Origin of the sequence: Streptomyces panaciradicis, assembly GCF_023516615.1 — a bacterium.
In the GTDB taxonomy this organism is placed as follows: domain Bacteria; phylum Actinomycetota; class Actinomycetes; order Streptomycetales; family Streptomycetaceae; genus Streptomyces; species Streptomyces panaciradicis.
The window spans coordinates 45258-66139 of sequence record NZ_JAMGBF010000050.1 but is presented as its reverse complement, the minus strand read 5'-3'; the positions used below and the strand labels follow the sequence as shown (position 1 = coordinate 66139).

Here is a 20882-nt window from a genome sequence, read left to right as displayed (position 1 = left end):
GGTTTGCCGGGATGCGCCACCGGGCCGTGGACAGCGCGGATAGTCTCCGATGCGTGATGAACGACGGTCTCAGGCATACCACCAGCCGCCTCTTCGACGCCTTCTGGGCAGCGGGAATCTCCAGTCCGCTGGAGATCGTGGAGCAGATATCCCACCTCCTCTATCTCCGCGAGCTGGACGCCGTCCAGGAACACTGGGAGCGGGAGACTGTTCGGCAGGAATCCCCACAGCAGCAGCCAGTCTTCACTCAGGATGAGCAGCATCTGCGCTGGTCCCAACTGATCCGCCTGACACCTCAACGCATGTACACGTCGATGACCGACGAGGTGTTTCCCTGGCTGCGTCGCCACACTTTCGCCGGAGTGGGCTATTCGCAGCTCGTCAAGGATGCTCGTTTCACGATCCCGACCCCCAGTCTCCTCGCCAGGGTTGTGGGCCTGCTGGAAGAGACGCTCTCGGCGGGGGATGCCATCGCGGGCGCTCTGTATGAGCACCTGCTCGCCCGGATCGCCACGGCCGGTCCCTATGGTGCTTTCCGTACGCCTCCTCATCTGGCGGCTCTGATGGCAGCGATGGCTGAGCCCGGAGCTGACGAGGAGGTGTGCGATCCAACCTGCGGCATGGGCGGTCTCCTCGCTGCCGCTGCTCAGTTCGTCCACCGGTCCCGCCGGGAGACCGCGCAGCAAAGCGCAGCGGAGGTGAGCGGCAGGATCCACGGGTTTGACTTCGACACGACCATGCTGCGGTTGAGCAGCATGCGGCTGGCTCTTCAGGGCTACGAAGGTGCTGATCTGCGCTACCGGGACAATCTGGCGGAGGGCACCGGGACGGAGCGTGAGCGCTACTCAGTCGTCCTGGCCCATCCCCCGTTCGCGGGCAGCGTCGACTACGAGGCCGTCGCACCCGAGTTGCTCGCAATGGTACGTACGAAGAAGACCGAGCTTCTTCATCTCGCCATGATTCTGGAGCTGTTGAAGCCGAAGGGACGCGCGGCTGTGATCGTCCCCGCCGGTCTGCTGTTCAGCTCGACTTCTGCACACATCGAACTTCGGCGCCTGCTGGTGGACGTGCACGGGCTGGAGGCTGTGGTCCAGCTGCCCGGCGGCACCTTCAAGCCGTATGCGGGGGTATCGACGGCGATCCTGTTCTTCACCAAGGACGCCGGACAGAACGACAGCGTGTGGTTCTACGATCTCACGGCGGACGGCTTCAGCCTGGACGACCGGCGTGAGCCGCTGCTGGCGCAAGATAAGCTCGGGCTGGCTCCCGACAGCGTTCTGGATGCCGTCGATCACACGCGCAACAACCTCCCGGATCTCATGCGGCGTTGGCGGCTGCGGCGCAGCAGCGAGCGCCGGCGTGCACGGTCCGAGCAGAGCTTCTGCGTGACAGCCGCGGACATCGCCGCGGAGGACTACAACCTGTCACTGGAGCGATTCCGTCAGATCCATGAGATGCAGCGGGCCGCGCAGGAAGGCATCCGTCTGGGGGACTTCGCTGAAATCTTTCCCGGGTCCGTACGCAAAGCCGATCTGGACGAAGAACCGGATGCGACGGACACGGACGGGCAACGGCGGGTTCTGACACCCACCCTGCTGACCAGCACGCTACCGGACGTGGCAGACCTGCCCCTGCGCGCGGACCAGCGCGAACCCCGCCGCCGGTTGCGGCAGGGCGACATCATCGGACGGGATCTCGCCGGGACCCGCCACTGGACGTGCGTGCCGAGCCACTACGACGGCGTGCAGCCCGGCCAGGGCCTGATCGTCATCCGGCTCACCGAGGAGCCTTTGCCCCACGAGTACGTGATCGCCTACCTGTCCAGCGCTCTGGCCGAGCAGCAGCTGCCGAAGTACGGAGTCATCCCGCACATCAAGGCCCGCGAAATGGCCGACATCTGGATCCCCCGGTGTGACGGCAGCCTCTCGGAAATCCGCGCCGCCCTCGCCATGCTCGACGAAGGAGAACGGGAAGCCGCACGCATCCAGGACGATCTCCACCGCAAACGGATGCAGATTTTCGAAAGCGGAACCGGTTCGGCCCGGCGCGGGCGGCTCGATGACGCCGCCGCGATCAGCTCCTTGACCGCGCAGAACCTGCGCCGACACAACGAGCCCTACAAGCTGTTCCAGGATTCGTACCCCTACGCCGTAGCCCGCGCGGTCCGCAAGTTCCGCCACGCCCTGTCCCTGGCCGAAAAGCACGAGGCAGCCATCCAGTGCACCGAGTCCTTGATCCTTTCTCTGGGCATCATGGCCCTTGCCCTGGCCACCGACCGCGGCCGTCAGGATCTGCCGGCCATCGCCCAGTGGAGCCAGTCCGTTGAGCGGGGCGGTGTCTCTCTCGGCCACTGGGTGGGGGTGGTCAGGGCAGTAGCCGACGACGCCCGCCAGCACGGAGACCCAGCCGCCGGCCTCGTCGAGGCAACAGCCCGCAAGAAGGGCAAAAAGGGCCTGTTCGCCGACCTTGACCAATTGGTCGAGCTCCGCAACAAGATCCGTCACGGCGCAGGCCCCCGGACACGAGCCGAGCTGGAGAGGAGCCTTGGACGCATCGAACCGCTGATGCTCAGCAGCCTTTCGGGATGCGCATTCCTTGCGCACACCCGATGGGTACACACCGACCGGCTTCAATGGATGCCCGACGCCGGGAAGTTCCGCGTATCAGGCCTGGCCCTGATGGGCGATCACCCCGACTTCGCAACGGTCTCCTTCGACACGGCACACCCTCTGGCAGACGACCAGCTGTACCTCATCCCCCCAAACGACGAACCCCTCCCCCTCTCGCCGTTCTGCCTCCTGAGCGACTGCCCCACGTGCCTGGCACCCGAGCTGTACTACCCCGACCGCATGACGAGTTCCACGGCTCTCCTCAAGAGCCTGGATCGAGGCCACGAGCTGGACAGCGACTCCGTTTTCAAGGCACTGCGCGAGTGGAGCACCCCGTGAACGTTGCAGCCACACATGAGGGCGCGAGCAGATGAGCGAGAGGAGATCGGAGAGGACGTGAGGTGCCCCGGCGCGTCACGATCCTCACAGCCTGCGCAGGGACAGATCAACTCGCCTGCCGGGCGGCACTCGTGACGGCACCGGGGCGCCCGTGCTCCAGACGGGCCGTTTCCAGCAGGCGTCGCCAGGAGATCGATGGGCGCAAGTAGTGGTTCACTGCCTCCGTACGCTGGCTGCTGGCAGCCCAGGACGGGTTGGCCCTCTTACCGGCGAGCCTGACAGGATTGCCTACTCCTGGCAGACACGCGTCCTTCTGAGCCCGACAGCCTCGACAACCAAGGGCATTACGGTTCTGGACTCCCAGCGGCCCGGCCCCGTCACGAGCGAGGAAATCGCACAGGTGCCTGGCTTCCCCCGGCCACGAAACGAGGACCTGCTTCGCCAGCTCGCGCGCGATGCCCGAGAGGCAGGGGCTTCTCCGGAATTTCTGGATATCCTGGATGACCTGCGTAGCAGCGCACCTGGACGCTACCCGCCGCTGGAGGACAGCCTCCGCTATCTCTCCGGTCGGGCAGATGGCGAGACGTATCGACGCCTCATGGAAGTCGTCCACAGACTGGAGGGGGAATCCGAAGAGGCGCCATAGCACGAAGCTACCGGCGGTCCTCGCCCGCCGGGCCGGTGCGCCGCCTGTTCCGCCTATCGCGCGCGCTGTCTGCGCTGGTGGCTGACGTCAGCCATGGCTGACTTCCCTGTTGCTCGCTGGTGGGTCACCCTGCCCAGCCGAGTCGGGAGGGTCCGCGCGGCCCGCCACCTTGCGGGTGGGCCGGCGCGGGCGACGGCAGCCAAGCATCTGCGCGTCGGAGGCAGTCAGCTCGCATCGTGCGGCTTTGCCTGCAGGAACTCGGCCGCGAGCTTGGCGGGATCGGCCCCGACTGTGGAGCACTTGTCGCTGGTGCATGAGGCGGATCCCGGTGGGAGGTTCACGGTGCGGCAGTTCAAGCACATCCATCCTGGTCTTGGCCGGGCGAGGATGTCGTTCATGATCGCGGTGAGTTCCGGTGGGCGGGCCTTGATGAGGTGTCGGAGCGCTGCTTCCTGGACGTGGCCATCGGGGTCGTCAAGAAGCTGTCGAAACTGGGCACCGACGGTGTTTCCAATGACGGGCTCGATCAACAAAGCCGCCACGGAACGCAGGACCGGGTCCTCGCTGTCCGCCCAGCAATCGGGTTCCGGGCCTGGCGTGAGCGATGCCAGCGTCACGGCTGCAATGTGTTCATGTCGTGTGCTGGGGCGAAGCTGGGGCAGGAGTTGGCGTAGTTGCGGGGCTGCCTGCTCGGCGACGGACGTGTCGTACAAGGACCTCGCTGCGAATACTGCCTGCCCGAGGCCAAGGGTGAACAGCCGCATCAGCAATCGCACCGCCGCATCGCGATCGCGCACCGCGGTCCAGTCGGGGCGGGATCGCTTGGATGCGGCGTCGAAGAGCGCGAAGTAGGGGGCGTTGCCGTCCCAGTGTTCCAGGCGGAACCACGCGATCTTGGCTTGGGTCGCGAGGACCGAACGGTCGAATCCGTACAGGGATGTGGTCAGTGCGATGAGTTCTCGGAGCACGTCGTCCGGCTGCTTGTGCAGCTGCGTTACGCCGCCGTCGTTCATCTCCATCGTTTCGACGAACTCGGCCAGCTCATCGAGGAGGATTGCCTGCACGGTAGTGAGGTCGGACGTGGTGTGGTCGGCTACCAGCTCAAGGAAGTGTGCGTAGGCGGTGCCGTCGCGCTCTGGGGCCCACGAGGGCAGCCTGAAGTCCTTGAATCGCTGCGCGTTGGCGTGCTGAATGGCTTGAACATCGTCCTCGAAGCCCCGGTCGTCGAGAAGTCGTGTGAGGGCTTCCTGCAGCCCGTACGGAGCGTCGATGGCAAGAGCTGCGATGAGAGAAGAAGCGTCCGGGACATGCTCCAGCAGGGCCTCGGCAGCTTTCTGCTGTGTCTCGCCCAATGTCCTGTCCATCATCCACGCTTCAAGGGTGACCTTCACGCTCTTGCTCACTGACGGTCGGCGCGGCAGGGACCGCAGGCCGAGCAGGTCCTTGAGTATCTGGGGATCTTCCGGGCGGGAGCCGTCGGGGCGAAAGTGGAGCGCCAGCGACGCCCGCGCCACCAGGGCGTAGTCCGTGCCGTGATGCGCTGCGGCGGCCTCCGCGGAGGCACGCAGGTCAACGGGGATCGACAGCCGAAGGAGGTCGGTCCAGCTCAACCACGCATCCTGAGTTCCCTCAGCAACGTGAGCAATCAAGCTCTCGCAGACCTGCCGGACGGTGGCGTCGTCGAGGTCCGCCCCTTCCCGGTCGGCCTGGGCAAGCGCCTTCGCCAGCGCGATATTCCCGGGGCTGCTTTGGAGGGCGTCGGAGGTGGCGCGCGCTACGCTCCGGCTGAGAGCGCACGCCAGCACCAGTGGTTCGAATTGCTGGGCCGCGATTCGCGCCGCGACCCATGCCGGGATCTCCTGCGGGCGCGAGACGATCTGCATGGCGTCTCCGATCTCCGCGAAGAGGGTGATGCGTGGGGCGATGGTCTCGTCGGGGCCTGACATGACGAAGATTCCGGTCTCGTCGAAGAGCCGGACCGCCTCCCAGGCCGCGGTAATCGCCTGCGCCGGCGGCAGCCCCCAGGGTTCGCGGAGGTCGGCGGCGACGGCGGCCGCGACTGATTCCGCATCGGCCTGTCCCCGGCTGTTCAGGATTTCTGCAGCCTCGCTGGTGAATGCCTGCATGCTCGCCGTGTTCAGGGCAGTGCCTGTCAACGGTCCCAGAGTGCGTCCGTCGCGGCGCTGTACCTCGTGATCGGCGACGACTTGCTTCACGACGGCTTCGAGGATTCTCGCGCGCCGCGTGGGGAGCGACTGGGTTGATTTCCGTGCGGCGAGCAGCGCTAACAGCACGGGGAGGAGGGGCGTTTCGCGGAGCTGTGCGTCCTGCGCCAGCGTTGACCGCACCCATGCTGCGCGCTGGGCAACCCAGTCCCGCCGGTCGGTTGGCTTGGCACGCTTCTGGGATGCGGCCGCCTCCAGGACAGCGGTCACCGTGCTCTCCACCTCGGAGGGTGATCGCAGACGCAGGCTCGGCCAGCCGAGGGTGGAAGCCTGTCCATAGGCGACATCGCGTGTGGACAGCAGGATGCAGACTCCTGCCGGCAGGTCAGCAACCAGGTCGGCGATCTCGCTGACCACCTTCCGACGCTGGTCGTAAGTCTCATCCAGCGAGTCTAGGAGCAGAGCGATGCCGCCGTCTCGATCCAGGCGCTCGTTGATCTCGTGGGTGAGCTCGATTCGGTCTCCTGGCCTGTCATCGCGCACCGCGACGGCGATGAGACGGTCCCGGAAACTGGATTGCGACCCAGCCGTGTTGACTTCACGGAGCGATACCCGCACCGGTAGCGGGAGGGTCCGGTCCGAAGCCAGTTCCGCCGCCAGCTGCTTCAGCGCAGTGGTCTTGCCACCGCCGGGCAAGCCCGTCAGCACAACGCGACCGCGCCGCAGGAAAGCCCAGATCAACTCGCTTTCGCTCCGCTCATCTTCAGTGTCGGTGCCCACTTTGATATTCGCGTCTGCTTGCGCGAGCGGGAGGCTAGGCAGCTCGGCGCCCAGCGCACGCAGGTCGATCTGCGTTCCCTCGCGAGTGAGGCGCGCGATATACCGCTGCAGTGCCCCTCGCCGGAACTCAAGCACGGCCGTCGGCGCGCTGCCGGTACTGCCGATCTCGATGCTTTCACCGTGCAGGGCGTCCAGCCAGCCAGCGATCTTGTATCCGCCCCGGAGCCGCGCAGCGCGGCCTGAGACCCTGACCAGGGCTTCCCACGCGTCGCCCGCCGATTTGTGGGTGCCGTCGGCGACCACGTGACGCAGGTGGTCCATGGCCAGCTGGGCCCCTGGGTCACCCGGTTCCTCTACCTGCAGTTCCCAGATCACCGTGCATTTGAGGACCAGGTCCTGTGCCTGCTCGTCCAAAGCGCCGAGTAGTCGACGGACATCCGCCAGCACATCCGCCTCGGGCTTGCTGGGCGCGCCGGGATGATCGGTCCGCCCGCGGTCAAGAACCCGCTGGAGGTGCTTCATGGGACCGCTCAGCGCTCCGGCGACGATCACCAGACGATCCTTGGCGGGGTTCAGACCAGCTTCCGCGGCGTGCACCCACTGGGCCACGGCTTCCTTAAGAGGCTTCCCGGCCGTCAGGCTTCGCTTGGCCTGTACGAGCGCTCGCCACCCTGAGTCGAAATCGATCCGGATGTCGTCGACCGGGTCGTCGGTCTCCAGCGACACCGATGCCACTCGGGCATGTGCGGATGGAATCCCGATGCGCGGCAGGGAGACTCCTGCCAGACCGCATGCAACGGTGTAGGCAGCAACGCCGCGCCGGTACTCAGTGCCCGCATCACCAGAAGCGCCAGCAACGCTTCCCCGCCTCGCCTCTAAGCTGTCGACCACGTACACAGCGTAAAGGCTGCCCCACGATGATCTTCGGGTTCGCGGAGACACTGCAGACCGTCGGCCTCCGAGCGTCCCTCTGGCTAGCGTTAGCGGGGCCGCCAGGTGCGGATTTCCAGGTGGGTGATGTGCGCGGCGGGGTCGATGCGGCCGGTTACCACCAGCCACTGGTGGATGGCGGCGGAGAACTCATCGATGCGTTGGCACAGGCCGCAGGCACCACCGCAGTCGCCCGGCTTCTTGAGACAGGCCTGACAGACGACGTCTCCATCGGCAGCAGCTACCACGTGGTAGCACTGTCCAAGACGCTGCGGGTCTCTGGAAGAGCGAGGAAAGCAGCGCCACTATTCGGCGCAGCGAGTTCGGCAGGCGGGGAGCCACTGCAGGCCTGCCTGTCCAGCGCGTACACGGCCCACTCCCCTGGCCTGTGGCCGTGCTTCTCTTCAGTAGTCGACCACAGACGCGATTTGCCAAATGCGCCCCTGACCAGCACATACCTGACTCTCCGCACCACGCAGCTGTATAAAAATCTCGTGCCGATCACTACATTCCGAGATGATCACTAGACCTGCACTTCGGAGCCTCTTCAGGTCCCAGAGCTGTCAGAAAGACCCCAGCTCAGAACTGCACTGCGCCACTGCCGAGAATCCGGGGTCGATCACTATATTCCAAGGTCAACGCATCATCCATCTAGTGATCACTGGCGGATTTGTCAGAGCCCGAGGCAAACGCCTGATAGGCAGCCATCTCGATGAAGAAGCCGCCGGGCTTCTTCATGCCGAGCAGGGCACGACGGGTCTGACGCAGCAACTTGACGGTCGGCACGTAGTACTCGTCGTGGTCCGCGTTCATCGTGCTCGACAGTGCCGTCAACCCGTCGGGGTTGGTGCGCACCCACTCGTTCCCGTCGCCCTTCTGCGGGATCTCCCACGTCCCGTCCCCGTAGGGACGGGCAGGCACCGCGTCGACGTAGAGGTCGTACTCCGGGAAGGAGACCTGCAGGCTCCGGTCCTGGCGCTTGGTACGCCGGTGCCCGTCGGCGTCGGTGCCGAACTCCGCGTGCAGAACCTTGAAGAATCTGTCGAGGATGTCCTTCGCCGTGACGTCCCCGGGGACGTCGGTAAGGCGCACGAACACGTCGACGTCCTTGATCCTGCGGATGGACACGTTGCGCTTGTAGGAACCGATCAACACCGGGCTGACACCGTACTCGGCGAGCTTCGGGTCGGCCTCGAGGACATCACGGACGAGGCGGTGGGCCTCGGGCGCGTTGGTCTTGTCGTCGCCGGGCTCGATGGAGCTCAGCGCCTCTTTGAACTGCTGCTTCAGGTGAGCCATCGGGGCCCTCCGATCCAAGAGATGTGACTGCGTGGGCAGCGCTGGGCCTGGCTCACCCCTTCGACAGGGCCGGGCCGGCAAGGAGAGGACCGACGGCCTCACTGGAGGCCGTCGGGAACAGGAGCGCGTCGGACAGCTCGCCGTTCACCATGCGTTGTGCCTCCTCAGGCGTGACGTCCACCCGGGTGCACACCGCGGCCGCTGACTCCTCGGTGAGAGATCTGCGGCCACAACAGGCATTTCCGGCTGCTCAACCACAAGCGTAGGACGCGCCACTGACAATTCCCCGTGCCGCCGGGCCCGTTGATCAACACGGCTCGGTCAGCAGACGGCAGGCAGCTCGTCCGCGCAGGTGGGCGACGCACCGGTTCGGCGGGACGTACACCGGGTCGAGGGTGGCGTGCCTCTGGTTCCTGGCGCAGGATCGTCGCAACTGGGGCGGGAAGGAGTAGGCGCATGCGGTGGATGGGGCAGTTGACACGGCTGGTGTTCTCGCGGGAGGGCGGCGGCACACTGCTGATGGCGGCCTGTACGGCCGTCGCGCTCGGGGTCGTACCGAACATCCTGGAGCAATGGACGCACCGGCCGTGGGTGTTCGCCGCGGTCTTCGCCGCAGCCCTCGTCCTGGTCCTGGCAGGGTGGGTGCTGCAGCGTCCGCGCGGGCTCGGCGTGGTGGTCAGCCTGTATCCGGCGGACCGTACGCAGGCGTCCCGCGTCCTGGCGCTGAAGAACGCCTCGCGCCGGACGCATGACGCGACGCTGGTCGTCGACCGTGCGCTGTTGTGGCCCGGCGAAGTCTCGGTGCAGGGGCGTCCGGAGATCGTCGACTTCGTAGCCCGGCTCGTCGACGCGCAGATCGAGGAGCTGCGGGCGGCCGGAGCCGCGGAGCCGGAGGTCGCGCTCTACGTCCTCGCGCATCTACAGGATGCATTTCTCCTCGGGCGACGCCTGGCCGACGATGTCCAGACGTCGCTGGTCGTGATGCATCTGTCGCAGCAGGCCGGGCGGTCGGTGGTTCCCGGGGTTGTGCTCGGCAGCTCGCTGCGCACTCCGCTCGGTGCCCAGCAGCGCACCCAGGTCCGCCAGCTGCGGCTGGCCGACCGCGCGGAGGAACCCACTCTCGTGGAGATCCCCGAGGCTCCCGGGCAACAGCGTCACCGGATCGCGTTGATCGTACGGCTGGCGTCGGCCGCCTCCATGGTCGACGACGCCCGCCACGTGGCGATGACCGGACAGGTCTCCTACGGGCCGGAACACCACACCGGCTACCGTCTGCCCGATGCGAGCCCCGCCGGTGGACAGGGCCCGTGCGGTGCCTACCTCGTCATCGACGCCGGCGACGCCTACCTGCCCGACGACCCGGGCCTCAACGCCGCGGTGACCACCTACATCTGGGAGCACTGGCAGGCCGCGCGGCGGCAGTGGGCGCAGCACCTGGGCGGCACGACCGCGGTGGAGGGACTGCTGTTCTTCCACGGCCCGCTGCCGGTCGCCCTCGCACTGGGCTGGCTGGCGGCCCGCGACCGCCTCACGCTGGTCCACCATGACCTGCACCTGGTCCAGGGCACACCGCCCCCTGCAACGACAGGCCCCTGACGACGTCCTCGGAAGAGCCGGACCACACGCTCCTGCCGCATCCCACGTCAGCGCTTGGTCCTGCTCACGCGTTGACGACGAAGGCCTTCTCGTACACCTGCTCCGCGTTGACGTCCTCGTACACGATGGTGGGGCGCAGTCGGTTCCACCGATGGCCCAGCAGCAGGGCCAGCCCCTTGGGGCCGGCCTGGAACAGATGGATCTGGGGATGCGGGCGGCAGGCGCGGCGGACACAGTCCCTGATGCCGACCGCCAGTGCGTTGGCCGCTGCCCCGTCCGGGATGGCGTCGTTGTCCTTTGGCCCGCCGGGCGGACGCAGCACCAGCAGCCGGGAGACGGGCAGTTGCTGCTCGCGCAGGAATTCCAGCACATCCCGTGTCGGGTCGGTGGCGACCGCGACGGCCACCGCGAGGTCGGGGCCGAGCTCGAGGTGATGCTCGTCGACGGCCGGCTCCAGCGGGCTGCCGTACTCCTCACCGGACGACCACAGTTGGGCCCGCTGGGCCACGGCGATGTCGACACCGGTCACCATCCGAAAGGCGGCGCCGACCATGAACGTGGGGGCCAGGCGGAGACTGCCGGTGAGGGCCACGGCGGTGGAGCCCGGCCCCATCCGGGACGGTGCCGCTTCCAGGTCCGCCTGCAGCTGCTCCCAGGTCGCCGGGGCGAGCGGACGACGCTTGGTGTACTGCGAGGCGCTCTCGAAGCGATCCACCCAGTCCACCGCGTAATCAGCGTCCTGCGCCATCGGGTCGGGCTTCAAGGTAGCCACGGACAGCACCGCCCGTGACGAGCCCGCGGCAAGCTGCATCGCCCCGATCGCCTCGCGGATGTCCGCCAGGGACAACCGACGCTGCCCGTCGGCGACCTGGCGGGCGACCCAGTCTGCTCCGGCGTGCATGGACTCCTCGTCGAACCGCAACCCCGCGGCGAACATCATCATCTGCAGGTGCTCATGCAGATGCTGCACGTCCCGTGCCAGGTCGAAGCGCAGCACCTTCAGCAGCTCCAGCAGCCTGTCCTGACTCAGGCCGGCTCCCTCGGCCCATCGCATGCGCGCCTGCCCCGTCTTGGAGCGCGGGCCCTGCCGGGCCGCCTTCGGCAGGAGAAGCTGGGTGCGGGAATCGCGAAGGGAGATCAAGGGATCTCCGGCGTCAGGCGACCGGTTGCTGAGCAGCGCGAAGTCGACCGGGGCCCCGTCCTGGGTCAGCTGCTCCCAAGACCACGCCAGTTTCCGCAGGATCGAGGGCCCGCCCTGGTCGCTGGACTTGAGCAGGTACTCCTCGTTGACCGGCGTGCTGCTGTCCGCCGCGTACTTGACCTGCGTATAGGTGTGCGGAGGCTGTTTGCGGTACAAGACGACATCGTCGACGTTGCCCACGCCGTCGACCTCGACGCCGACCGCCACGACCGGATCGGCCACGTGAAGTGCCGCGTCCCGTACTGCTGTGACGCAGCCCTGCCAGGCGATCAACCACTGATAACGGTCACCCGCGATGCGGACACCCGTCGAGCTCGGAGCAGGCAGGTCAGGCACTGGACTTGATCTCCTTGGGGACCGGCCCACCCCACTACTCCCCCAGTAGACCACCGCACACACTCGCCACTGGTCCAAGACCATCGCGCCGTCAGCGCGCCGCCGGCACGGCGACGAGGACAACAACGAGCGGGAGGAGCGGGGAGCCGATGGCCCGGCGTGACCTCGAAGTACTGGCGCACGCCGACCTGGAGCGGCTGGGGATGGTGCTCCCGGCGGTGACCGAGGCCACGGTGGGCCTGGTGCGCTCGGGCGGGGGCGGGAAGTGGCACGTCCCCACCGAGAAGAAGAAGCGGTCGGAGCACTGCCAGCACGCCGCGCGGGCGGCGGGCGAACCGAACGAGCTGGTGCTGCTGGACGTGCTGGACCAGGTCTGCGCCCGCTGCGCCGGGCAGCTGCCCGCACGGCTGCCGGACGCGGTGGTCGCCCTGTGGCGGGCGTGCTCCCTCACGGTGGCGGCGGACCGGTTCGTCGGCTCGCTGCGTGAGGACACCCGGGCGCGGACGTGGCTCGGGTACGCCATCGCGCTGGACCGCTCGCCGCGCAAGGACGACGCCCGGGTGCGGGAGCTGCTGCGGCCGGTGCTTTTGGGCGACGAGTTCGGCGCGCAGGCGTGGAAGGCGATGGCCAGCTGGTCGCAGGTGTTGGAGCGGGCCGAGGAGCAGCTGGCCGTCTACCGGGAGGCGGCGCCGCCGACGGTGGCGAGCGTGACGGTCGGCGCGGCGCTGGACGCGGTCGGCCGCGAGGCGGCCGTGCACGAGCAGGCCCGGGTGCTGGAGCGGGCCGTCGGCGGGGACCGGCGGTGGACGGAGGTCGGGGTGTGGGACTGCGTCCGCCTGTCGTAGGGCGCACGCCCGCGAGCAGGGACGATGCGCCATCCAGGCCGAGGATCTGGCCCGGCGGGCGCTGTTCAAGCGGTGGGGGCGGCGGCGCGAACCAGGGCCGATCACCCCGAAGTGTTGGAACGCCTCCGAGAACCTTGCACCGAAGGGTAGGGAGTGCGGAAAGATCCCGGTGTGACGCTTCCCGCACTCGATGCCGCACTCCTGCCGCCGACCGCGTACGCGTGCGCCGAGGACGGAGGCCCGCCGCACCGCGACGGCTTCATCAAGGTGACCAACCTGGAGCACGGAAACCGGCCGGCGAACGGACTGTGGTCGGCCCCCATCACCTCCTGGACGGACGACGGCCTCCCCCACTCGACGACATGGACCGACTGGTGCGCAGCACCGGGGGATCCGACCGGCCTGCCTCATGTGCACCACGAGTCGGGCAAGCCGTACTCGCAACTGTTCCGCCTCGAACCGGCAGCCGCTGCACGGATCTACCTGATCGACAGCACAACGGACCTGGACCTGCTCATCGCGGCGTTCCCGCTGCCGGGGTCTGCCCCGATGCACCGCACAGCGCCCAACTGGGAGGCCTTGGCCGGGGCCCACTGGGACGCGGTGTACGCATCAGCGCAGGGATTCGCCGCCAACGCGAACCGCTTCGTCGGACATGAGCCGTCTTTGTACGGCTGGGAGTGCGCCAGCGTGCTGTGGCTGTCGGACAACTACCGGGTGGTGCCGGTGGCCTGACCGCTGGCCGGGGGCGCGTCCCCAGCCAGGCAGGGCGGCCAGGACCGGGTCAGGTCTGGGGCGGGTCGAAGGCGTGGAGGATCGTGTCGATGATGGCCCGCACGGCGCTCCAGTCGCCTTCGGGGTCCTTCCCAGAAGGACCGGCCAGCGCGGTGTCGCACTTTCGCTCGAACCTGTCCTGCATGGCCTTCTTGTCCTGCGAGGCGAATCCGCCGCCACCGGCGGCGTTGAGCAGCAGCGGCATCAACTGGCCGTCGAGGCCGGTGAGGATGTCGCGGCCCAGGTAGAGCTCCAGCGTCCCGGCACTCCCGTTGACGTCTGCGAGCACTGGCGCGCTCGCGCCGGGCGGGAGAGTGGGGTACTCGGCCAGCAGCGGCAGCGGCGGATAGTGGAGGATGCGGCAGTGGCCGGGCACGCCCCTCGTCTTCAGCTTGGCCAGTGCCTGATGTGCCGGGAGATCGTTGTCGGCCAGGGCAATGAAGCGGTTGACCACCCCGGCGGCGATGAACGCCGTGGCCGTCTTGGCCAGGGCGCTCACGCCGCCCTCGGGGCGCCCGGAGGCCGGCAGGTCGAAGTCGAGGAAACTGACGAAGCCGGACAGATGAGGGTGGGTCACGCGCATCGCCTTGGTCAGAAGTCTGGCGTCGGTGGCTCCCTCGGTGAGCACCAGAAGCGGGCTGAGCTCGCGGCCGGCTGCCAGTTGCCCGGCGCGGGCGTCGGCGGCGCGGGCCTTATCCATGTCGTAGGGAAAGCAGCAGCCGCCCGTCAGCTGGCTCAGGTCCAGGTCTACTACCGCGGTCTCGGGAGCTCGATCAACCAGCAGGCGCAGCACCGTGCGCTCGCTCATCCGGATGAAGACGGTGTCCAGCAAGCCGTCGTCCACCAGCGCGGCCTGCAGGTCGTACGGGAGCGCGATGCTCGTCGTGATCCTCTCCAGGACGTCCTCGGCGCTGGGTACGGGCCCCGTCCAACCGTCCGGCGGGCCGGGGTCGGACCGGCCCCAGCGGGCGAGTTCCTGCTCGAGGTCGTAGCGGGCCTGGTCAGCAGTCATGCCCTGTGCCTGCAGGCGGTCGCGCAGGGCCCGCGACGTGGAGCGGTAGCCGAACCACCAGTCGGTGTCCTCTTCCTCCTGCTCCGGGCGCGGCAGGTGCTGCCGCTCGGCTTCGGTGAACAGCGCGAGGAGGTCGTTGGTGCCGGCGATGACCGCGCAGCCCGCGATCTTCAGCCAGGGGTAGTGGCCCATCGCCCGAGCGTGGCACGGGCGACCGGTCGCGTGCACATGGATTGTCGAGACCTGGTGGGCTGAGGCTCCCGTCTAGAGGAACTCCCGAGCCGCCGGGCCGAAGCGGTCTGACGTGGGCCCGCCGTGCTCCGGCGTCTGCTGGCTACCGGCGCAGGCGCGAGAGCAGGCCGGGCTGCGCGGGCGCCTTCGGATCGGCATCCGGCACGGCGATCTCGGGAGGCTGCGTGGGGCCGGTGTCTCCGAAGACCGCGTGTCGCATGGCATCCCAGTCTTCGCGGCGCCACCAGTCGAACAGACGGGCACTGCTGATCACCGGGACGGTCAGCGCGTCGGCGAACGCGCGGTCGGTGTAGACCTCGGCGTCCCGCTGCGCGGGGCGGAGTTTGATCTGGTGGTTGACCACTAGGACGCCGCCGTCAACAGGCTCGGTCCCGGTCAGACCGGGCCAGGTGTTCAGGTGCTTGAGCAGTTTGTCGGGCAGGCTGTGCGGTGCCCGCTGGTTTGCCGACTTCACCTCGACCAGGACTCGGCGGCCGCCGTACTCGGCCAGCAAGTCCGCCGACTCGGTGCCGTACACGTCGTCAAGGCGGGTCACCGTGGCGCCGGCCGCCACGAGGACGTCGTGCACCGCGTCCTCCAGCGGGTGGCCGGTGCCGAACAGCAGGCCATCGCGCAGCGGATCGGCCACGGCCCGCAGCTCGGCGAGTTGCTGCTGCAACTCGGTCTGCCGCAGCTCGTGGGCGCGCTGCTCCTCGGCGATCGTCTCGACCAGCCGGGCTTCGGCTTCGGTGGCGAACGCCGGGTCGCGCACCAGAGTCGAGCGGGCGCGGATCAGCGCGCCGGGCACGTACGCGGGCAGCGCGTGCTGGACCAGCCATTCCACCAGCAGCCGCTGGTCGGTGCCGTGGGGAACCACGAACCACCGGGCACCGCCACCCGCCGGCATCCACACCCCGGCCACCGGGTCGCCGAGGCCGTCGACCAGGATCGGGCGCAGCTCCCCCTCCCCCGGCGGCGGCCACATCCTGGCAGCTGCGGGGCGCGAGGAACCAGATTCCTTGAGGTAGGTCAGGCGGAACCAGGTGTCCGGAGGACGGTTGAGCAGCCGGGTGCCGAGGTCGTGTTCGGCGTGGTCCAGGCCATCGGCAAGTTCGGGACTCGCACCGGCGGGAAGCGGGTTGGCGGAGATCGAGCCGTAGCGGTCGGGCAGGTGGATGCCGGGAGCGACGGTGCCGGAGAAGACGTTGTGGCTGCGTTCGCCTGCGCCGGTGCAGGCGACGACGAGGGCGGTCTCACCGCGCTGCCGGGCTCCCGCGGCGTAGCGCTTGTAGGGCTCGAGGCCGGTGGCGGGTCCGAGGACGGGGGACAGAACGGCCGCGCAGTCGCCCGTCTCCCGATCCTTCCACCGCGGTTCCACCCCAAGTGCCGCCCAGTCCAGCGCTCCCGGCCGTACTGCCGGGGCGGGCTGGCGGCCAGGCTCGACGGACGTGCCGATCACGTCGGGGGCCGGGGGCGCCGGCGGTTCGCCAGCGATGTGCAGCGGGATCGGGGCGGCGCTCGGGCCGGACGTGCTCATGGTGGACACCGTAGCCACCCCCAGGGCGTGGGCCCACGTCAATTCTCGGGGGCGCGACGTGTACGGGCGCCTCCTGGCCGTGTGGGGAGCGGATTCTCCGCCCTGTCCGCACCGCGCCTGAAGGGCTTCATATGGGCCAGCGCCGTATCCCATCTCGGCCGCGCTGTGCTGGGTTGGCGCGCTGTTTCCACGTACGTGTTGGCCCTCGTATCGGGGCGTACGCGGGCTCGTTTCTCGTCTGCTCCTCATGAGCTGTCAGTCGCGCTTCTAGGTCTGCCGGGAATTCGCGAGCCGCATGAGGGCTGTAGAGGAAGGGAGTTGGTGTGTCGAGGTGGTTGCGAGGAGCCCCTCCATCCAGTCCGGGCGGCCACACCCGCCGCCCGGACAGAACGCGACCAGAAAGCGGAGTCTCATCATGCTGACGTCGGCCGACAAAACTCAGATCGAAAACTTCGTCATCAAGGTCGCAACGCTGGATCCGACGAGCAGCGAGTACGGATGATGGCACTCTCCGAGCTGTCGAAGGTCCACCGGAGGATCAACCCTCAGACCAACGAGCCTTATGCCCCCACCACTAACCGCAGCCTGATCACCGAGTACCGGAACATCATCAAGGCCGAGCTTGGCGAGAACGCATCCGTCCTGGACACCTTCAAGTACTCGGCGGCCCGCGTGACGGACGCCAGCACCAGCAGGAGCAGCGTGAGGAACGGCACCACCACCGCAGCCACGCTAAGTCTGAGCAATAACACGTCCAGATGTACTTGAGTTGGAGTCCGGGCCTACTTGCTGCGTGCCAGGTCAACGAGACATCGAGCGCACGATACGCAGGTCGGCTGCCTCTGAAATCGTCCAGCTCTATTTGCGACATCACAGGCCAAAGGGCATGTCATCAGTGAAGATCACATCAACTCTGTCTGGACGTCACAGTCCCGGCGCCGGGCGCGGGTGTCAGTTGGCGGGCCGCAGCAGGGCGATGACCGTGTCGTGTCATCGCGGTATCCGCCGATTGCCGTCGGCCCCGGCCCCGGCGGGATACCGGCACCCCTGTCCGGATGCACGTCAAGACCGGTCCCGAGGGCGGTACCGGCCTTGACGTGACGGGCGGGCGCGGGCCAACGCGCCTGCCGGATGTCCTGCAACGGTTCGGGCTTGCGACCAGGAGCCGTCAGGAGGGCCCCGGCGAACTCGTCGCCGGTGCCGCGCTGTTCACCACCGTCTTGCTGATACGGCCCGGGCCGCAAGTCGGCTGGCACAAATGATGAGCCGCCAGAAATCCCGCGCCCACCCAACCCGTCGTTGACACGCCGCAGTTGACGGGCCGGGCAGGCGCCGAATTTCACTTCGGGGCGGGGAACACCGACGGGGCCAACAAGCCGCATACCAGACAAAAGCCCTACCAGGGCGGGACGGCGGGGCCCGCCGCGTGGAAGGCTGGATGCCGCGCAGCCCGACCAACGGCAGGGCCAACTGCCTTTAGGAGCTGCGTCACTTTGCGACCAGCCCGGGCTCCCGTATGCCGTCGGCGGCCCCCGTCAGGACGGAGTCCTGCGCACCATGACCCTCCCTCCGCTCCCCCTCCCCGCCGAGTCCGGGCCCACGGCCTGCACCTGCAAGCCCGTACCCGCCGCCACGGCTGCAGCGCCGGCAGGCGGCCGTGAACCGGACGGCACCAGCGCCGGCCGGTTCGGGCTCCATCCATCGCCGCTCCCGGCGACAGCCGCGGAGGACAACTGCACCAGGAGTGCTTTCACCTCTTCGACCTTTTCTGGACGGCGGTCAGGTCCTCCCAGTGGCCGTAGCGGTACAGGTGGGTGGTCAGCACCCAGGGGAGCTGCCAGGAGTAGGTGTCGAGTCCGTGCGCCGCCGCGTCCGCCACGGCCGCAACGAGATCAGGGAGCCCCGGAGCCTCGGCGGGCGTACGTGCCGGGTCGACGAAGAAGCCGCCCATGCCAGGCAGGGAGGACATACCTGGGGCGAGGTCGCTGCAGCATTGCGCGAGGCAGCGGTGGGGCGGCAGCACCACGCCACGGTGGGGGGCGGGTCGCCTTGCGTTGGTGGGGTGGGGAGCGGAACTGGTCTCACCTGGCCGGCAAAACGATGTGAGCCCCATCCCGGAGATGACGGGATGGGGCTCACACAGTGGAGCGCCGGGCAGGCCTTGCACCTGCATTTCCCCGCAGGAAGCGGGGCGTCTTTCCTTGGACCACCAACGCACGTCCGAACAACCAGAGTTGGGCCGGTCGGCTCAAGATCCATCATAGCGGGTCCTCGACGGCCGGTGTGACGGTGAAGCGATCACCCAGCCCCATTCGCTCGAGCACGGGGAAAGGGCGCCGTATCGAGCGGGACGAGCACGACCCACCTGAAGAACTGGAGAGCACTCACCGGACTCCGGCCCGACCCCACCTACCCACACCTCCTGCGCGCCCTCCTCGTGCCGGCGAACCCCGTCACCACCACTGCCAGTTGCACTGCCCGGCAGATCAGGACGTCCGCGCACCGCGTCACGGCTCTTCGCCCAGCAGCAGGATCCCCAAGAACTCCTGCGGGGCATCCCTGCAGACGTCGTGGCCGCTGTGCAGAGTGTGGACGCGCCAGGCCGGGTCGTGGGTGGACCCACGACCGCGCCCCCGATGCGGGGGTGAACCGGGGGCGCGGAGTGGGAGGGGCTCAGGCGTGGAGCAGCAGGCTGAGTTCCTGCGGCAGGGCGAGAGGACCGTCCGGCTTCGGGTGATCCGTGGTGTCCAGCTCGAACGCCCAGCGGTGTGAGGGCGCGCAGCCGAATGTCCTCAGGGCGAGCGCCGGCAGGGACCGTGCGGCGGAGGTGGCGCTGTCCCAGAGCAGAGCCAGGCCCTGCCGGTCGGCCGCCGGGTCGGTGAGCCAGTGGCTCGTTCGCAGGCCGGGGAAGTCGTCGGTGAGGGAGCCGGAGCCGAGGCCGGAGTCGTGTGGCCGGCCTGCGGATTCCTGGCGTGTGGCGTTGGCGGAGCGGGTTCCGTCCCACCAGGCGATGACGACGTGCATGGGTCTCCAACTGCAGAGTGTCGTGCGTGATGATGCGGTGTCCCCGTTGACACCCTTGCGTGGCGCCGGCCCCTTCTGCGCGAGCCGTGCTGTGGATCAGAGCTGTGAGCCGCCGGTGGCGTCGATGACCTGCCCGGTCACCCAGCGGGAGTCGTCGGAGGCCAGGAAGGCCACGACGTCGGCGACATCGGCGGGGCGGCCCACGCGGCCGAGCGCGGAGAGGTCGGCGGCGGACTGCTCGGCGGCGTCGTTGCCGCGCAGCCAGGAGGCGTTCATGTCGGTGTCGACGATGCCGGGGGCGACCGAGTTGACGGTGATGCCGCGGTGTCCGACCGCCTTGGCGAGCGTGAGGGTGAAGGTGTCGATGGCACCCTTGGTCATGCCGTAGGCGATGATGTCGGTCAGCGCGATGCGTGTGGCCCCCGACGAGACGTTGATGATCCGGCCGCCGTCGCGCAGGCGCTTGAGCCCCTGCTGCACGAGGAAGAAGGGGGCGCGCACGTTGACGGCGAACACCTCGTCGAAGGCCTCGGGGGTGGTCTCCTCGATGTGGCCGCGCGGCGTGATGCCGGCGTTGTTCACCAGGATGTCCAGACCGTCGTGGTCGCTGTGTTCGAGGATCTGGCGGTCGAAGTCGGCCCAGAGCGTCTCCACGTCGCCGCTCGTGCCCAGTTCGGCCCGTACGGCGAATGCGGCGCCGCCCGCCGCACGGATCGCCGCCGTCACCTCGTCGGCGGCGGCGGTGTTACGGCCGTAGTGCACGGCCACGAGGGCGCCTTCCCTGCCGAGCCGTTCGGCCGTCGCGCGTCCGATGCCGCGGCTGCCGCCCGTGACCAGAGCCGTCTTTCCCGTGAGCGAACCCATCGATCTCCCAATCTGTAGCGATGACTATGGAAAAGCTAGCACGGATTACGTAGCGATCGCTGTAAAATTTACGTATGACGGTGACGAAGCGGGGACGACCGCGAAGTTTCGACCGCGAGGCGGCACTGGCCCAGGCCACGCGGCTGTTTTGGGAGTACGGCTACGAAGGCACCTCCATCGCCGACCTGACCCGGGCCATGGGCATCTCCCCACCGAGCCTGTATGCGGCCTTCGGCGACAAGCGCGCCCTGTTCACCGAGGTCGTCGACCGCTACGGCGGGACCTTCGGCGCCTTCATGGGCCGGGCGCTGGAGGAGGAGAGCGACGTCCGTACGGGCTTCGCCCGCATGCTGCGCGAGGCCGCGGTGTCCTACACCGACCCGCTGCATCCCGCGGGCTGTCTGGTCATCACGGCGGCGACGAACTACTCGGCACAGACGGCCGACGTCGAACGCGACCTGCGCCAACGACGGGTGGCGAACGTCCGCGACTTCGAGGAGCGGCTGACGCGTGCCGAGAAGGCCGGGTCCCTGCCCCCGGGAGCCGAACCGCGCGCCCTGGCCGTCTACTTCGCGGCCGTGGTGCAGGGCATGTCCCAGCAGGCACGCGACGGTGCGAGCGCCGCGGAGCTGGAGCGGGTGGCCGAGCTCGCCATGACGGCGTGGCCCGTGCCGAAGGGGGCGTGAGCACAGCT

16 protein-coding genes are annotated in these 20882 nt (G+C 68.3%); 7 read left to right on the top strand and 9 right to left on the bottom strand.

What is annotated here, in order from left to right:
* Positions 1 to 56 precede the first annotated feature (56 nt).
* On the top strand, positions 57 to 2948 hold the full coding sequence (locus M8J74_RS19085; RefSeq protein ID WP_249837614.1) for a class I SAM-dependent DNA methyltransferase: 2892 nt from the start codon (positions 57 to 59) through the stop codon (positions 2946 to 2948).
* 870 nt (positions 2949 to 3818) lie between these two features.
* On the opposite strand, the gene M8J74_RS19080 is transcribed toward M8J74_RS19085, so the two are convergent.
* The 3 genes from M8J74_RS19080 to M8J74_RS19070 form a co-directional block, all read right to left on the bottom strand.
* The gene (locus tag M8J74_RS19080; RefSeq protein WP_249837593.1) at positions 3819 to 7430 is read right to left on the bottom strand and encodes an NACHT domain-containing protein; all 3612 of its coding nucleotides are present in this window, start codon (positions 7428 to 7430) and stop codon (positions 3819 to 3821) included.
* Positions 7431 to 7519: 89 nt separating this feature from the next.
* Positions 7520 to 7717, bottom strand: coding sequence for a hypothetical protein (locus M8J74_RS19075; protein ID WP_234042171.1), 198 nt, complete (start codon positions 7715 to 7717; stop codon positions 7520 to 7522).
* Positions 7718 to 8120: 403 nt separating this feature from the next.
* On the bottom strand, positions 8121 to 8768 hold the full coding sequence (locus tag M8J74_RS19070; protein WP_249837592.1) for a nucleotidyltransferase domain-containing protein: 648 nt from the start codon (positions 8766 to 8768) through the stop codon (positions 8121 to 8123).
* 456 nt (positions 8769 to 9224) lie between these two features.
* Here M8J74_RS19070 and M8J74_RS19065 point away from each other — a divergent pair, with 456 nt between their 5' ends.
* Positions 9225 to 10364 carry a hypothetical protein gene (locus tag M8J74_RS19065; RefSeq protein ID WP_249837591.1) on the top strand — a complete coding sequence of 380 codons (1140 nt, stop codon included), beginning with the start codon at positions 9225 to 9227 and terminating at the stop codon, positions 10362 to 10364.
* 64 nt (positions 10365 to 10428) lie between these two features.
* Here M8J74_RS19065 and M8J74_RS19060 read toward each other — a convergent pair whose 3' ends face one another.
* Positions 10429 to 11901 carry an SAVED domain-containing protein gene (locus tag M8J74_RS19060; protein WP_249837590.1) on the bottom strand — a complete coding sequence of 491 codons (1473 nt, stop codon included), beginning with the start codon at positions 11899 to 11901 and terminating at the stop codon, positions 10429 to 10431.
* 149 nt (positions 11902 to 12050) lie between these two features.
* On the opposite strand from M8J74_RS19060, the gene M8J74_RS19055 reads away from it, so the two are divergent.
* Both M8J74_RS19055 and M8J74_RS19050 read left to right on the top strand, forming a co-directional pair.
* Positions 12051 to 12746: a hypothetical protein gene (locus M8J74_RS19055; RefSeq protein WP_249837589.1), complete on the top strand. Its 696-nt coding sequence runs from the start codon at positions 12051 to 12053 to the stop codon at positions 12744 to 12746.
* A 171-nt stretch (positions 12747 to 12917) separates the two neighbouring features.
* Complete coding sequence (locus tag M8J74_RS19050) at positions 12918 to 13481, top strand: hypothetical protein (RefSeq protein ID WP_249837588.1); 564 nt, start codon at positions 12918 to 12920, stop codon at positions 13479 to 13481.
* A gap of 49 nt (positions 13482 to 13530) precedes the next feature.
* Here the strand turns inward: M8J74_RS19050 and M8J74_RS19045 are convergent, their stop codons facing one another.
* Together M8J74_RS19045 and M8J74_RS19040 are read right to left on the bottom strand one after the other, a co-directional pair.
* A complete protein-coding gene (locus M8J74_RS19045; protein ID WP_249837587.1) occupies positions 13531 to 14724 on the bottom strand; it encodes a HEPN/Toprim-associated domain-containing protein in 1194 nt (397 codons plus the stop codon).
* Between the two features lie 142 nt (positions 14725 to 14866).
* The gene (locus M8J74_RS19040) at positions 14867 to 16300 is read right to left on the bottom strand and encodes a hypothetical protein (protein ID WP_249837586.1); all 1434 of its coding nucleotides are present in this window, start codon (positions 16298 to 16300) and stop codon (positions 14867 to 14869) included.
* 498 nt (positions 16301 to 16798) lie between these two features.
* Here M8J74_RS19040 and M8J74_RS19035 point away from each other — a divergent pair, with 498 nt between their 5' ends.
* Together M8J74_RS19035 and M8J74_RS19030 are read left to right on the top strand one after the other, a co-directional pair.
* Positions 16799 to 17068 carry a hypothetical protein gene (locus M8J74_RS19035; RefSeq protein WP_249837585.1) on the top strand — a complete coding sequence of 90 codons (270 nt, stop codon included), beginning with the start codon at positions 16799 to 16801 and terminating at the stop codon, positions 17066 to 17068.
* A gap of 287 nt (positions 17069 to 17355) precedes the next feature.
* Entirely contained in the window at positions 17356 to 17562 is a 207-nt protein-coding gene (locus tag M8J74_RS19030; protein ID WP_249837584.1) for a hypothetical protein, read from the top strand.
* Positions 17563 to 18050: 488 nt separating this feature from the next.
* Here the strand turns inward: M8J74_RS19030 and M8J74_RS19025 are convergent, their stop codons facing one another.
* From M8J74_RS19025 to M8J74_RS19015, 3 genes are all read right to left on the bottom strand, one after another.
* Complete coding sequence (locus M8J74_RS19025; protein WP_249837583.1) at positions 18051 to 18269, bottom strand: hypothetical protein; 219 nt, start codon at positions 18267 to 18269, stop codon at positions 18051 to 18053.
* A gap of 704 nt (positions 18270 to 18973) precedes the next feature.
* Complete coding sequence (locus M8J74_RS19020) at positions 18974 to 19324, bottom strand: hypothetical protein (RefSeq protein ID WP_249837582.1); 351 nt, start codon at positions 19322 to 19324, stop codon at positions 18974 to 18976.
* A 96-nt stretch (positions 19325 to 19420) separates the two neighbouring features.
* Positions 19421 to 20188 carry an SDR family oxidoreductase gene (locus M8J74_RS19015; RefSeq protein WP_249837581.1) on the bottom strand — a complete coding sequence of 256 codons (768 nt, stop codon included), beginning with the start codon at positions 20186 to 20188 and terminating at the stop codon, positions 19421 to 19423.
* Between the two features lie 74 nt (positions 20189 to 20262).
* Between M8J74_RS19015 and M8J74_RS19010 the strand changes: the two genes are divergently transcribed.
* Complete coding sequence (locus M8J74_RS19010) at positions 20263 to 20874, top strand: TetR/AcrR family transcriptional regulator (protein WP_249837580.1); 612 nt, start codon at positions 20263 to 20265, stop codon at positions 20872 to 20874.
* Positions 20875 to 20882 lie beyond the last annotated feature (8 nt).